This is a genomic window from Niveispirillum sp. (assembly GCF_017996735.1).
Classification (GTDB): domain Bacteria; phylum Pseudomonadota; class Alphaproteobacteria; order Azospirillales; family Azospirillaceae; genus Niveispirillum.
Genome location: NZ_JAGOGJ010000002.1, coordinates 83,797 through 97,650, shown reverse-complemented (window position 1 = coordinate 97,650; position 13,854 = coordinate 83,797). Strand labels below are relative to the sequence as shown.

The 13,854-nt window shown below is 67.9% G+C and carries 11 protein-coding genes; 8 read left to right on the top strand and 3 right to left on the bottom strand.

All coding sequences use genetic code 11. The annotated features are described in order from the left end of the window. Positions 1–25: 25 nt before the first annotated feature. From uraD to KBA48_RS01335, 6 genes are all read left to right on the top strand, one after another. A complete protein-coding gene (gene uraD, locus KBA48_RS01360; protein ID WP_292903006.1) occupies positions 26–565 on the top strand; it encodes a 2-oxo-4-hydroxy-4-carboxy-5-ureidoimidazoline decarboxylase in 540 nt (179 codons plus the stop codon). Continuing rightward, positions 562–1,986 carry an FAD-dependent oxidoreductase gene (locus tag KBA48_RS01355; protein ID WP_292903005.1) on the top strand — a complete coding sequence of 475 codons (1,425 nt, stop codon included), beginning with the start codon at positions 562–564 and terminating at the stop codon, positions 1,984–1,986. Before uraD ends, KBA48_RS01355 begins: the two co-directional genes overlap by 4 nt. Continuing rightward, entirely contained in the window at positions 1,974–2,327 is a 354-nt protein-coding gene (gene uraH / locus KBA48_RS01350; protein ID WP_292903003.1) for a hydroxyisourate hydrolase, read from the top strand. Before KBA48_RS01355 ends, uraH begins: the two co-directional genes overlap by 13 nt. Before the next feature lie 129 nt (positions 2,328–2,456). Then, complete coding sequence (locus tag KBA48_RS01345; RefSeq protein ID WP_292903001.1) at positions 2,457–3,440, top strand: HlyD family secretion protein; 984 nt, start codon at positions 2,457–2,459, stop codon at positions 3,438–3,440. Between the two features lies 1 nt (position 3,441). After that, positions 3,442–4,668 carry an ABC transporter permease gene (locus KBA48_RS01340; protein WP_292902999.1) on the top strand — a complete coding sequence of 409 codons (1,227 nt, stop codon included), beginning with the start codon at positions 3,442–3,444 and terminating at the stop codon, positions 4,666–4,668. Then, positions 4,665–5,789: an ABC transporter permease gene (locus KBA48_RS01335; RefSeq protein WP_292902998.1), complete on the top strand. Its 1,125-nt coding sequence runs from the start codon at positions 4,665–4,667 to the stop codon at positions 5,787–5,789. The genes KBA48_RS01340 and KBA48_RS01335 overlap by 4 nt, the downstream gene beginning before the upstream one ends. A gap of 3 nt (positions 5,790–5,792) precedes the next feature. On the opposite strand, the gene KBA48_RS01330 is transcribed toward KBA48_RS01335, so the two are convergent. From KBA48_RS01330 to KBA48_RS01320, 3 genes are all read right to left on the bottom strand, one after another. Then, the gene (locus tag KBA48_RS01330) at positions 5,793–7,811 is read right to left on the bottom strand and encodes a methyl-accepting chemotaxis protein (RefSeq protein ID WP_292902997.1); all 2,019 of its coding nucleotides are present in this window, start codon (positions 7,809–7,811) and stop codon (positions 5,793–5,795) included. A gap of 117 nt (positions 7,812–7,928) precedes the next feature. Then, positions 7,929–9,305, bottom strand: coding sequence for a PLP-dependent aminotransferase family protein (locus tag KBA48_RS01325; RefSeq protein WP_292902996.1), 1,377 nt, complete (start codon positions 9,303–9,305; stop codon positions 7,929–7,931). 6 nt (positions 9,306–9,311) lie between these two features. Next, positions 9,312–9,719 (bottom strand): DUF983 domain-containing protein, encoded by a 408-nt coding sequence (locus KBA48_RS01320; protein ID WP_292902994.1) that lies wholly within the window; start codon positions 9,717–9,719, stop codon positions 9,312–9,314. A gap of 161 nt (positions 9,720–9,880) precedes the next feature. Here KBA48_RS01320 and KBA48_RS01315 point away from each other — a divergent pair, with 161 nt between their 5' ends. Together KBA48_RS01315 and KBA48_RS01310 are read left to right on the top strand one after the other, a co-directional pair. After that, positions 9,881–11,467: an ABC transporter substrate-binding protein gene (locus KBA48_RS01315; protein ID WP_292902993.1), complete on the top strand. Its 1,587-nt coding sequence runs from the start codon at positions 9,881–9,883 to the stop codon at positions 11,465–11,467. 129 nt (positions 11,468–11,596) lie between these two features. Further along, positions 11,597–13,852 (top strand): helicase-related protein, encoded by a 2,256-nt coding sequence (locus KBA48_RS01310; protein WP_292902992.1) that lies wholly within the window; start codon positions 11,597–11,599, stop codon positions 13,850–13,852. Positions 13,853–13,854 lie beyond the last annotated feature (2 nt).

The window sequence follows — 13,854 nt, the reverse complement described above, 5'->3', positions numbered from 1 at the left end:
AAGAAAATCCGTGGCACCATGAGACATGGCCGATGACAAAGACCCCACCCCCGCCCGTCCCGCGCCCGACACGCTGAACACCTTGGCGCACGCCGATTTTGTGCATCTGCTGCGTGCTGTGTGGGAGGACAGCCCCTGGGTGGCGGAGGCGGCATTCGAGGCGCGGCCCTTCGCCGATATTGTTGCACTGCACAACGCCATGGTGCGGGCCGTGCGCAATGCCGGCCACGCGGCCCAGCTTGCCCTGCTGCGCGCCCATCCCGACCTTGCGGGCAAGCTGGCGCGCGGTGGCGGGCTGACGGCACACAGCACGGCGGAACAGGCGGGTCTGGGCCTGGACCGGTTGAGCGATGGGGAGTTCGACTGGTTCGACCGCCACAACGCCGCCTATCGCGACCGTTTTGGATTTCCCTTCATCATCGCGGTGAAGGAACATACCAGGGACAGTATCAAAGCCGCCCTGGCAACCCGGCTGGACAATGATCCCGCCGTGGAAATGAAAACAGCATTGGGAGAAGTCGCCAAAATAGCCAAATTCCGCCTGGAGGGGCTTTTTGGGACATGAGTGATGATGGTTTGGCAGCGCTGGCTGCCCAGGTTGCCCGCGACCTAACCCTGCTGGACTATCCCGCCCGGCCCTGGGTGCCGGCGCGCAGCCATGCCGACGGGCACGTGTTTGACGTGGTCATCGTCGGCGGTGGTCAGGCGGGGCTGGCGACCGCCTTTGGCCTGATGCGGGAAAAGGTCGGCAATATCCTGGTGATCGACCGCAACCCGGCCGGACAGGAAGGGCCGTGGGTGACTTTCGCCCGCATGATCACCCTGCGCACGCCCAAACATCTGACCGGCCCCGACCTGGGTGTGCCCAGCCTGACGCCCCGCGCCTGGTTTGAGGCCAAGTACGGGGCGGACGCCTGGGCCAATCTGGGCAAGCTGCCCAAGGAGATCTGGCAGGATTACCTGAACTGGTACCGCCACACGCTCGCCATCCCCGTGCGCAACAACCATGACCTGATCCGCATCGATCCGGAGGAGGAAACGGGCATCCTGCGCCTGACGGTCGACACGCCCGATGGTGAAAAACTGCTGCTGGCGCGCAAGCTGGTGCTGGCCACGGGCATTGACGGGGCCGGGCGCTGGCATGTGCCGGACTTCATCCGGGGTGTCGTGCCGGAAAGCCGCTACGCCCACACGTCGGAGTTCATCGATTTCACACAGTGGAAGGGCAAGCGCATTGGCGTGCTGGGCGCCGGGGCTTCGGCCTTCGACAATGCCGGCACGGCGCTGGAGGCCGGCGTGGCATCGGTCGATCTCTGCCTGCGCCGGCCCGACATCCCGCGCGTCAACCCGTATCGCTGGATGGAATTTTCCGGTTTCCTCGGCCATTTCGCGGCGATGGGCGATCTGAACCGCTGGCGCTACATGCGCCATATCTTCGACCTGAACCAGCCACCGCCGCAGGACACGTTCCACCGTTGCGCCATGCACCCCACTTTCACCTTCCACACCGCCTGCCCCTGGGAATGGCTGCGGATGGAGGGGGACGAGATCCATGTCGGCACGCCCAAGGGCGTGATGAAATTCGATTTCCTGGTGGTGGGCACGGGCTTCATCGTGGAAGCCGCCTTCCGGCCGGAAGTGGCGGCCTTTGCCAAGGATATCGCCACCTGGGCCGACCGTTTCACCCCGCCCCGGGGGGAGGGCAACCCGTTGCTGATCCGCTATCCCTATCTGGGCGACGCCTTCCAGTTCACCGAACGCGTGCCGGGCAGCGCCCCGCATCTGGCCAATATCCACAACTTCACCTTCGGCGCCACGCTGTCCATGGGCCTGTCGGGCGCGTCCATCAGCGGCATGAAATACGGGGTGCAGCGGCTGGTGCAGGGCATCATCCGCGATCTCTGGCTGGCCGATCAGGATCAGTTCCTGAAAGACCTGAAAGAATATGACCAACCCGAACTGGTGAGCACGACATGGCCCGCCTGAGCACCCATGTCCTGGACACCAGCACGGGCCGCCCGGCGGCGGGGGTGACGCTGGCCCTCTACCGGCTCGACGGTGATCACCGCACCCTGGTCCGCACCGACCGGACCAACGACGATGGCCGCACGGACACGCCGCTCCTGTCCGGCGACACGATCCCCACCGGCCGCTATGAGCTGCTGTTCCAGGCGGGGGATTATTTCCGGGCAACCAGCGTATCCCTGCCGGACCCGCCCTTCCTCGACGAGATCCCCCTCCGCTTCGCGATTGCCGAGGCGTCCGGCCATTACCACGTCCCCCTGCTGCTCAGCCCCTGGAGCTATGCGACCTATCGGGGAAGTTGATCTGGCGGCCGCGATTGCATCCGCATCATTGCTATTCCCGCCTTGTCTCCATTGGAAATATCTCCTCTCACTACTTGACCGCGAACACGAATACATCAACAACACGAAGCCTCAGGATCAGAAAGGAACATGGCTGTGAAGCGGACACGGATGCTCGCTGGCGCCATGGTCGCGCTGACCCTCGCCCTTGTGCTCTGGCTGGCGACACGACCGCCGCCGCTGACCATCCAGGGGGAGGTCTCGTCCGATCGTGTCGATATCAGCCCGCGTGCCGCCGGCCGCGTGGTCGGCCTTGCCGCCGATGTCGGCGACACCGTCGAAAAGGGCGCTGTCATCGCCACCCTGGAGAGTCCGCAGTTGGAGGCGTCGCTGCTGGCCGCCCGCGCGGCCCTGGCCGTGGCACAGGCCGATCTGGCCCGCATTTCCAGCACAAGGCCGGAAACCATCGCCGCGCGGCGGGCCGAACTGTCGGCGGCCGACGCCGATGTCCGGCTCTATGCCGAAACCTATGACCGGCAGAGCAAGCTGATCAAGTCCGGCTTCAGCCCCCAGGCCCGCCTGGACGAGGCCACCCGCAATCTGGAGGCCGCGACGCGCAAGCGCGAAACGGCCAATGCCGCCCTGAAACTGGCCACCGAGGGTGCAAGCCCCGAGGAGAAGGCCCTGGTCGCCGCCCAGGTGAAACAGGCCGAGGCAGCCCTGCACCAGCGCGAGGTGGATGTAGCGGAACTGACGGTGCATGCGCCGATCAGCGGCCAGATCACGACGCGCGTGGCCGGAGTGGGCGAGAATTTCAGCGCCGGTGCCCCCATCTTCTCGCTGATCGACCTGAACGATGTCTGGTTCACCTTCAACCTGCGCGAGGATCTGCTGGGCGGGCTGAAGGTGGGCGACCGGTTCACGGTCACCATTCCCGCCTTCAAGGGCAGGGAGGTGCCCGTGCAGGTCTCCCTGATCAATGTCCAGGGACAATACGCCACCTGGCGCGCCACACGCGCCACGGGCGATTTTGACCTGCGCACCTTCGAGGTGCGGGCAAAGCCGGTTGAACCCATCCAGGGACTGCGACCGGGGATGAGCGCCATCGCCGCCTGGGCCGCGCGGGATCGCTGAGATGACGCGGCGCGGCGGCTTCACGCCCGGCTTCCCCCTGGTGTTCGGGCGCGAATTCGCCCGGCTGCGTCGCCGGCCCTTCCTGCTGGCCCTGACCACGCTGGTGCCGCTGGCCCTGATGGCCCTGCTGACCGGGATTTTCAGCGCGGGCCTGGCCACGCGCCTGCCCATCGGCGTGCTGGACCTGGACGGGTCGGACCTGTCGCGCACCATCGTGCGCATGGTGGATGCCACGCCCGACGCCGCCGTTTCGCTGCGCGTGGGCGATCTGGCGGAGGGACGGCGGCTGATCCTGTCCGGCCGCATCCACGGCCTGCTGATGCTGCCGCGCGATCTGGAGCGCGATGTACAGGCGGGGCGCCGGCCGGAGGTCGTGTTCTTCTACAATGCCCAGACGCTGACGACCGGCAATCTGGTGCTGCGCGGGGTTGCCGCCGCCGTCCAGACGGCAGCCGCCGGCATCCGCCTGTCGCTGCGTACCGCGCGGGGCCAGCCGATGGACGACGCCCAGTCCTCGCTGGCGCCCGTGCCCGTGCCCGTGCAGACCCATGCCCTGTTCAATCCCACGCTGAACTATACGCATTTCCTGCTGGCGGCATTGTTGCCGGCCCTGTTGCAGGTCACCATGATGACGGGCATGGCCTATGCCGTGGGCCTGGATGTGGAGACGACGCACCGGCTGCGCATCCTGCGCCGCCTGGGCGGCGGGCTCTGGCCGGCGATGGCGGGCAAGGTACTGCCCTATACGCTGCTCTTCCTGCTGGTCCTGGGGCTGGCCGATGCGGTGCTGTTCGGCCTGCTGGGCCTGCCGCTGCGCGGGATGCCCTGGCTGCTGTTGCTGGCCGATATCCTGTTCATCCTTGCCTGTCAGATGGCGGGCCTGCTGCTGGCCCTGCTGCTGCGGCCCACGGCCGGGGCGGTCAGTGTCGCGTCCCTGCTGACCGGTCCGGCCTTCGGCTTCATGGGCATCGGCTTTCCCCGTCTGGCCATGGGCGGCTTCGCTCAGTTCTGGGGGGCGCTGCTGCCGGGCACCTGGTTTCTGATGGCCCGTATCGATCAGACCGTGCGCGGCACACCGCCGGAACTGTCCTGGCGCCCCTGCCTGGTGCTGTTGGGTTTCGTGCTGGCCCTGGGATTGCTGTCGGCGGCGCGGCTGGAAATCATGCGGCGGCGCACGGATGCTGCCCGTGCCCCCCGACTGCCGGTGACAGCTGAGGCCGTGCCATGACCCCCATACTGGCCGTCTGCGCGGAAGAACTGGGCCGCATCCTGACGCTGAAGCCGGCCCGGTCCGTGCTGATCATGGGCATGCTGCTCTACGCCGCCTTCTATCCGCAGCCCTATCTGAACGAAGCGCTGCACGATGTGCCCATCGCCCTGGTCGACCAGGACGGATCGACATCCAGCCTGGAATTCGCCCGGCGCCTTGATGCCTCGCCCGATCTGTCCGTGGCCGCCGTCCTGCCGGACGTGCCCAGTGCGGAACGCGCCATCCTGGCCCGCGACCTTTACGGCATCCTGCTGATCCCCCGCGATTTTGAACAGGAATTGCTGCATGGCCGTGCCTCGCCCCTGGCGCTTTATGCCGATGCCAGCTACCTCCTGATGTATCAGCGCATGTCGAGCGGGGTTTCCGCCGTCGCCCGCGCCTTCGGGGCGGAGGTGGAAACCGCACGGCTGGTCGGTATCGGCGTCGATCCTGCCCTGGCCGGGGCGGCGGTCGATCCCATGCCCCTGACCGCCGTGCCCCTGTTCAATCCCCAGAGCGGCTACGCCACCTATCTGTTACCGGCGGCCCTGGTGCTGATCCTGCAGCAATTGCTGCTGATCGGTACCGGCCTGCTGGGCACCCTGCCCCGTCCGACCCCCGGGGTGGCGGCCGGGCCGGCGACGCGGGTGGGGGGAAGGCTGCTGGCCTATCTGTGCCTGCAGGTGCTGGTCGTGCCCTTCTATCTGGTGGTGCTGCCCTGGATCTATGACATCCCCCGCCTGGGCTCGCCGCTGCTGATCCTGGCGGTTGCCCTGCCCTTCGTGCTGGCCGTGGGGGCGCTGGGGCAGGTGGTGGCGGGCCTGTTCCGCCAGCCGCTGCTGGTACAGCTCGCCGCGGCCTCCATCGGCCTGCCCTTCTTCTTCCTGGCCGGTTTCGCCTGGCCTGCGGAAGCCATGCCGGCGCCGCTGCGCCTGCTGGCCGAACTGGTGCCCTCCACCTCCGCCATCGAGGCGCTGGTGGGGGTGGGACAGCTTGGCGCCGGCCTGACGGATGTGCGCACGCCCTTCCTGATGCTTTGGGGGCTGGCGGGGTTCTACGGCCTTCTGGCCATCATGCTGGAACGCCGCCGGCAACCGTGACGCTCACGCCGCGAACCGGTCCACCAGCTTCATGCCCAGCGACAGTTTCTGGCCATCGTCAAGCACGAAGGCTAGGCCGTTCTGGGTGCCGTCGCGGGTCTTCACTCGGAAGGGCAACACCCCGTCCAGGCCCGGCACGGTCAGGCTGCCCTGGGTGCCCTCGGTCAGGGCCAGGCCGTCCATCAGGGCGCCGCCGGCGGAAATATTGATCAGGCGGCCCTGGCGCGTGGTACCGGCGATCTGCACGGCGGCCTCCATATCCACCGGATGGCGGGCGCCGTGGCGGCGGTCCACGTCGGCCGTGGCGGTGCGCACCACACGCACCAGGGTCTGGCGCAGATCGCTGACCGATCCCACGATGCGCATGGCCACGGTCCGCATGGCGGCGGCCTTTTCGCCCGTGCTGCCGGCCTCCTGCGACACGGTGTCGATGCGGCTGGCCACTTCCTGGGCGGCTTCCGCCGTTTCGGTGACATTGCGGGAGATTTCGCCGGTGGCGGCGGCCTGTTCCTCCATGGCCTCCGCGATGCCGGCCGACACCTCGTCCATGGCGCGGATGGCATCGGCGATGCCCTCCACGGCCATCACCGCATCGGCGGTCACGCTCTGGATAAGCTGGATCTTGGCCGTGATCTCTTCGGTCGACCGTGTGGTCTGGGTCGCCAGGTTCTTCACCTCCGACGCCACGACGGCAAAGCCCTTGCCGGCATCGCCGGCCCGCGCCGCCTCGATGGTGGCGTTCAATGCCAGAAGGTTGGTCTGCTCGGCGATCTCGCGGATCAGGTTGGCCACGCCGCCGATCTGTTCCACCACTTCCGACAGGCTGTCGATGGTGCCGCGGGTGCGCCGGCTGCGCTCCACGGCCTGACCCGACAGGCTGGTGGCATGGGCCACCTGGGCGCTGATCTCGTTGATCGACGCGGTAAGCTGCTCCGTGGCGCCGGCCACGGCCTGGGCATTGGCCAGGGCATGCATGGCGGCACTGGCCACGTTGGCGGCGCTGTCGCGCACCTGGGACGCGCTGTCGGCCATGGCGGCGGCGGCCTCGTCCATCTCGCGGGTTTCCACCGCAATGCCATCGACACTGGCTCGGCTTTCGGCCTCCACCGTCTCAGCCATGTTGCGCAGCGCGGTACGGCGGCCCTGTTCGGCCTCCGCCTCGGCCGCCTGCTGTTCGGCGCGCAGGCGGGCATTTTCCGCCGCGCGGTCGCGCAGGGCCACGATGGCATGCGCCATGTCGGCCAGTTCGTCATGCCGGTCGGCGAATGCGGGCACGGTGACGTCCAGGTCGCCGCGCCCGATCCGGGTCAGCGACCCGGTCAGGCTGGACAGCGGCATCACCACATTGCCGCGCAGCACCAGCAGCACGACAAAGGCAATGGCCACGCCGGCACCGGCCAGCCCCAGGATCAGCCAGGTCAGGCGGGCGGCGATGGCATCGGCGGCGGCCAGTTCGGCCTGCATCCGGGTCCGGGCCGTGTCCGCCACCTTGCGCACATCCTCCGCCACGGCCTCCAGTTCCGCCGACATGCCATCGGTTTCGCCGACAAAGGCGCCCATCAGCATGTTGCCCACTTCCGGCCCGCTATTGACATAGGCCTTGGCCATGGCCGTGCCCTTGGTGTGGAAATTCGCGAAGAACCCTTCCACCCGGCCCAGCGCCTCCTCCACCTCCGGCAGGCCCATGGCCTTGGCATGGGCACGGGCGGCCTTCATGTTGCGCTGCAGATCGGCCATGGCCTTTTCCGCTTCCGCGAACCCCGTATCCAGCCCTTCCAGCCCGCGCGTGGCCGATACGTCGGTCAGCCAGAGCTGCACCCGCATCACGTCACCGCGTATATCCTTGACCAGCGTCACCAGCGTCAAAGCCTGGTCCGCCGCCCGCTCCGCCGCCGTGCGGGCAACCGCCACCTGGGCGCGCTGCTGGCTGGTCCCCACCGCCATGACCACCGCCGCAATCAACAGCAGCGCCAGGATGGCCAGGTTGGATAGCAGGATTTTCATGGACAGGTTGAGACGCATGGAAGGCCCCCGTGTCGCGCTGCAAAAAATGGTTAAGGGGGAGGTAACATAAGCGTCTTGCGATTGAAAGAAATGGGCGCGCGTCGTCGGTTGATGCAGGCCTGCGCCGGCCGGCCCCTACACCACATCCTCCTCCATCGCCGGGCCATGCCGCATCAGGGTCGCCAGCTTTTCCAGCGCATGGATCAGGGCCGGCTGGTCCGGCGCCGCCCCCAGGCCGACGCGCACATATTTGGGCGGCGGTTCCGGGGCCATGGCGAAGGCATAGCCGGGGATGACGGTGGCACCGGCCCGCCGCGCGGCCTGGGCAAAATTGCGGTCGGTCCAGGAGGGGGGAAGGGTCAGCCAGATATGATGCGCCTGCGGATGCGCCGCCATGGAGCCCAGCGGCAGCAGGCGCTGTGCGATCCGCTGCCGTTCCATGGCTTCCCGGCGGATGGCGGCCAGGATCTCATGCGCCGTGCCATCCTCGATCCAGCCTGTGGCCACGGCCACCGACAGGGGCGGGGCCATCTGGGCCGTGGCGCGAAGCTGCGTGCGCACCATGACCAGATCGCTGCCCGGCGGCACCACCAGATAGGCAACGCGCAGGCCCGGCGTCAGGCATTTGGACAGGGTGGAGACGTGCCAGACCCGTTCCGGCGCCAGGGCCGCCAGCGGCGGCGGGCCGGGATCGGCCAGCATGCCATAGGCGTCATCCTCGATGATGGTCAGGTTCTCCCGCCGCGCCACCTCCACAATGGCCTGCCGCCGGTCCAGCGGCATGGTGACGCCGGTCGGATTATGGATGGTGGGCGTCAGATAGACGACGCGCGCCCGCGTGTCGCGGGCCACCAGCCCCAGCGAGTCCGGCCGCATGCCCAGCGCGTCATTTTCCACCGGTGTGGCGTACAGCCCGCGCATGCTGGCCGCGTTGCGGAAGCCGGTATAGGTGAAGGGATCGGTCAGCACCTCCTCCCCCCAACCCACCAGCAGGCTGAGCAGGGAGGTCAGACAGGCCTGCGCCCCGCCCGTCACCAGCACCCTGCCGGCATCCAGGTCGGGGATGCGCCCCGACAGCCAGCGGGCACCCGCCCGCCGGTCGGCCTCGCCCCCGCCGCTGGGCTGATAGTTCAGCAGCCGCGACAGGTCGGGCCGCCGCGTCAGCCCCGCCATGGCCCGGCCCAGCCGGGCGGCCAGATTGGCGCTGGCCGGCTGCGGTGGCAGGTTCATGGACAGGTCCAGTTCCACGTGCGGCGGCGGCCGGCGTGCATCGTCGGCCACGAAGGTGCCGCGCCCCGTCGCCGCCTCCACCAGCCCGCGCGCCCGTGCCTCCGCATAGGCGCGGGTGACGGTGGTCAGGTCGACCCCCATGGCCTCGGCCAGCGCCCGGTGCGTGGGCAGGCGTGCGCCGGGCGGCAGGGCCCCCGATGCGATGTCGGTTGCCATGGCATCGGCGATGGCCCGGTACAGGGGCACGCCGGGCGGCAGGGCGGGGGGTGTCCAGCCGCTCATCCGCGCCTACCCCTGCCCACCGCCTTCATCCCCACCTTCATCCAGCCGCCCCTGCTCTGCCTTGTTCATATACTGGGCACAGACCAGCCAGCCCTTCAACGGCCGCAACAGGGCCAGGACGGACAGGATGGTGACGGGCAGGGTCGTGAACAGATGCACCCAATAAGGCGCCTGGAACATCATCTCCTGCCAGACCGCAAAACCGGTCAGCGGGAAGCTGACGATCGACATGGTGAAGAAGGCCGGGCCGTCCGCCGGATCGGCGAAGGACAGGTCCAGCCCGCAGGCCGGGCAGTGCGACGCCAGTGCCAGATAGCCCGAAAAGATCGACCCCTCCCGGCAGCGCGGACACTTGCCCTTGATGCCGATCCCGAAGGGTGTCGTCGAAAAATCGATCTTCTGCTTGCCGGCCATGGGGCCCTCCACTGTATGGACCATACAATGACATTGCATGGAGATTGTATGGTCCATACACCGCTGCCCGCCCCTTGTCCTGGTCCAGCTTGTCGCAGGCCCCGCTTGCGGCCCCCATGCCACCCATGTTGATCTGTCATGGGTCGGAATGGAGGCGGGTGATGCGGGTTGCGGGCATGTGGCTGCTGGGAGCGGCGTTGGCCCTGGGTGCGGCGTCCGCCCCGGCCAAAACCCTGGTCCATTGCGCCGAGGCGGCGCCGGACAGCCTGAACCCGCAATATTCCACCTCCGGCAATTCCTATGACATCGCCCAGCAGATCTATGAAAAGCTGGTGAATGTGAAGCGCGGCACCCTGGAGCTGGAGCCGCAACTGGCCACGGGCTGGGAACTGGCGGATGAGGGGCGGAGCATCATCTTCACCCTGCGCCAGGGGGTGAAATGGCACCGGTCCAAGCTGTTCACACCCAGCCGCGATTTCAATGCCGACGATGTCGTCTTCTCCTTCGCCCGGCAGATGGAAAAGACCCATCCCTATTTCGCCGTGGCGGGAGGCAAGATCTATCCGGCCTTCCACAATCTGGGCCTAGCCACCAACCTGATCGCGGTAGAAAAGCTCGACCCCTACAAGGTCCGCTTCCGCCTGAAGGAACCGGATGCCGGCATCTTCTATGCGCTGGCCAGCCACGCCATGTCGATCCAGTCCGCCGACTATGGCGCCGCCATGCTGAAGGCCGGCACGCCGGAAAAGGTGGATCTGGAGCCCATCGGGACCGGTCCCTTCCAACTGGTGCGCCACCTGCTGGATACCGAGGTGCGCATGCGCGCCAACAAGGATTATTGGCGCGGGGTGGCGCCGCTGGACCAGTTGGTCTTTGTCATCGCGCCCGACGCGACGGTGCGTTACGCCAAGCTGAAAGCCGGCGAATGCCACACCATGACCTATCCCAACCCCGCCGACCTGGACCGCATGCGCCAGGACAAGGATGTGCGGCTGCTGGGGGTGGACGCCATGTCGGTGGGTTATGTCGCCATGAACATGGCCAGGAAGCCCTTCGACGATGTCCGCGTGCGGCTGGCCATCAATCTGGCGGTCGATAAGAAATCCATTCTGGATCAGGCCTATATGGGGACGGGGCGGGCCGCCGTGACCCCCATTCCCCCCGGCCACTGGGCCCACGATGACAGCATCCGCGACCTGGCCCCCGATCCCGCAAAGGCCCGGGCCCTGCTGGCAGAGGCCGGGTTCAAGGACGGGTTCGAGACGGAATTATGGACCATGCCGGTCGTCCGCCCGTACAACCCGGCGCCCCGGCGTATCGCGGAAATGATCCAGGCCGATCTGGCCAAGGTGGGGATCAAGGCAAAGATCGTCACCTATGAATGGGGCGAGTATGTGCGCCGCGTGCGGTTCGGGGAGGCGCCGATGGCCCAGTATGGCTGGTCCAATGACGAGGTGGACCGGTTCTGGTCCGACCTTCTGTCCTGCGAGGCCGCCAAACCCGGCAATGGCAATCTTGCCCGCTGGTGCGACCCGGAGCTTGACCGCCTGATCACGGCCGCCCGGCGCACATCGGACCAGGAGGCAAGGAAAGCCTATTATTTCAAGGCGCAGGCAATCTTCCGACAGGGTCTGCCCTGGATACCGGTGGCCCATCCGCAGGTCTTCACCGCCACCCGCCCGGAAGTGGTCGATTTCCGCCCCTCCCCCTCCACGCGCCTGGATTTCTATGGGGTGGATGTGAGGTAGGGGGGCGGCCCCGCTGACGGCGCGCACAGGGGGGCCTTGGTCCCGGCATGACCAGCCCCCTGGGCAAAAGGGCGTTTCGAGCGCATATTGTGCGCTTGCGAAATCATCCCGTACCGAGTTGCCCGCCCCATGGATACATTACCCCCGGAACCGTCCAGCCCGATGGATCCGGACCTCGTCTTCTCCGTCGCCCGTCACCATCCGGAGGTGACCACGGCCGGTCGCCTGGGCCTGGATCGGGTCGAACAGGCCGCCGCCTACGGCATGGTGCCGCTTGGCCTGCCCCTGCCGCAGGGGCGGCGCGATCTGGTGGTGCTGGCCGAGCGGCGCGACGCCGTGGCGCTGGAGATCGAGGGGCTGGTCGCCCGTCTGGTCCGGCGCGCCGAACTGCTGGAACAGGGGCGCCGCGCACTGGAGGGCAGCCCTGTCGCCCTGCTGGCGGCAGAAGCAAAAAGCCGGGTACGCGCCCGCACCCATGACGAACTGTCCTTTCCCGACATGCCCGGCCCCATCCGGCTGGAAGTGTCGCGCAGCTTCGATATCGATGAACTGACCGGCCTGGACGACGCCACCCTGCGCCAGCGCCTGGTGGAAGACCCGCAGCTTCGCCAGATGCTGGAAGCCGCGATGGAGGATGTGGCGGCCCGGCTGTGGCAGTTGCATGGGCTGGTGGGGGAGGCCGACGATAGCTGGACCTTCGAGAATCTGGCCCAGCGCCTGCACCGTATCGCCCGCACCAACCATCAGCCCAACGACATCCTGCGCCGTTGGGAAGAGGTGGCGGACACCTGGCTGCGCGAGCGCGCCGTGGCGCGCGGCCGCACCTTCGTGAATACGGAGTTCGACTTCGCGAAGTTCGAACGGCTGTTCCCGACGGCCCGATCCATGGGACGCAAGCTGGTGGCTATTGTCGGCCCCACCAATTCCGGCAAGACGCATCGCGCCATGGCGGCCCTGCACGAGGCCGAACAGGGCGTGTATCTGGCCCCCCTGCGGCTGCTGGCCCTGGAAGTGATGGACCGGCTGAACCGGGAGGGCACGGCCACCACCCTGCTGACGGGGGAGGAGGAGATCCGTGTGCCCGGCGCCCGGCACCTGGCCTCCACCATCGAGATGCTGGACCCCGAGCAGATCGTGGATGTCGCCGTCATCGACGAGATCCAGATGCTGGCCGACAAGGATCGCGGCTGGGCCTGGACGGCGGCGTTGATGGGCGTGGCCGCCCGCACCGTCTATCTGCTGGGCGCGCCGGAGGCGCTGCCCCTGATCGAGCGGGTGGCGGCGCACCTGAACGAGCCGCTGGAAGTGGTGCGGCTGGAGCGCAAGCAACCGCTGCACATGATCGACCAGCGGCTGGAATATGAGGATGTGCGCAAGGGCGATGCCCTGATCGCCTTTTCCCGGCGCAATGTGCATCTGGTCCGCGACATCGTGCAGGCCAAGGGCCTGACGGCGGCCGTGATCTATGGCGCCCTGGCGCCGGAGGTGCGGCGCAGAGAGGCCGAGCGCTTCACGGGCGGCGAGGCCGATGTGGTGGTGGCCACCGACGCCATCGGCATGGGCCTGAACCTGCCCATCCGCCGCGTGCTGTTCACGACGCTGGAAAAGTTCGACGGGGTCGAACAGCGCGAGCTGGCGCCCGCCGAACTGAAACAGATCGCGGGCCGCGCCGGGCGCTACGGTCATCACGAGGAGGGCGAATTCGGGGTGGTCGGCAAGGGCACGGCGCAGCAGTTGCGCACCATCTGGACAAGGCCCGACCCGTCCTTCGGTCCCCGCCGCGCCCTGACGGTGCGGCCCACCCGCGCCATGGTGGACCGGCTGGCCGGACGGATCGGCCGGGACAGCATGATGCTGCTGGTCGATTGTTTCGCCGCCGCCCGCACCACGGGCAGCCCCTATCGCGTGGCCGACCTGTCGGCCCTGCGCCGGCTGGCCCAGTCGCTGGACGAACGCGATATCGGCTTCGAACAGAAACTGTCCTTGCTGTTCATGCCCTGCGATCCGGACAAGGAGGTGGATTCCCGCTTCTTCACCCTGATGCTGCGCGCTGTGGAGAAGGATGAGCCGGTGCCGTTGGGTCTGGTCGTGCCGGCGCGCATGGAACGGCTGGACGATTACGGGCTGGAGGAGTTGTCGCGGTCCTGCGACCTCTATTACTGGGCCAGCCGCAAATTCCCCCGCCTGTTCCCCGACCGCAAGGCGGTGGAGGAACGCCGGGCCGAGGTGGCGGGCCGCCTGTCGGAACTGCTGGCCAGCACGGCCCGGCGGCAGCGCATGGGCAAGCCCGGTGGCGGCGGCCGGCCGGGCGGCGGCGGCAAGCCGAAGCCCCCCCAGGGGTTCCGGGGGGCGCCCAAGAAGCGTTATGGACCGCGCAAGGCGTAGAA

Coding starts and splice junctions, on each gene's coding strand:
- KBA48_RS01335 (WP_292902998.1), top strand. CDS start 4,665: ATGACCCCCATACTGGCCGTCTGCGCGGAAGAACTGGGCCGCATCCTG.
- KBA48_RS01320 (WP_292902994.1), bottom strand. CDS start 9,719: ATGGCCGGCAAGCAGAAGATCGATTTTTCGACGACACCCTTCGGGATC.
- KBA48_RS01330 (WP_292902997.1), bottom strand. CDS start 7,811: ATGCGTCTCAACCTGTCCATGAAAATCCTGCTATCCAACCTGGCCATC.
- KBA48_RS01355 (WP_292903005.1), top strand. CDS start 562: ATGAGTGATGATGGTTTGGCAGCGCTGGCTGCCCAGGTTGCCCGCGAC.
- KBA48_RS01340 (WP_292902999.1), top strand. CDS start 3,442: ATGACGCGGCGCGGCGGCTTCACGCCCGGCTTCCCCCTGGTGTTCGGG.
- uraH (WP_292903003.1), top strand. CDS start 1,974: ATGGCCCGCCTGAGCACCCATGTCCTGGACACCAGCACGGGCCGCCCG.
- KBA48_RS01310 (WP_292902992.1), top strand. CDS start 11,597: ATGGATACATTACCCCCGGAACCGTCCAGCCCGATGGATCCGGACCTC.
- KBA48_RS01325 (WP_292902996.1), bottom strand. CDS start 9,305: ATGAGCGGCTGGACACCCCCCGCCCTGCCGCCCGGCGTGCCCCTGTAC.
- KBA48_RS01345 (WP_292903001.1), top strand. CDS start 2,457: ATGGCTGTGAAGCGGACACGGATGCTCGCTGGCGCCATGGTCGCGCTG.
- KBA48_RS01315 (WP_292902993.1), top strand. CDS start 9,881: ATGCGGGTTGCGGGCATGTGGCTGCTGGGAGCGGCGTTGGCCCTGGGT.
- uraD (WP_292903006.1), top strand. CDS start 26: ATGGCCGATGACAAAGACCCCACCCCCGCCCGTCCCGCGCCCGACACG.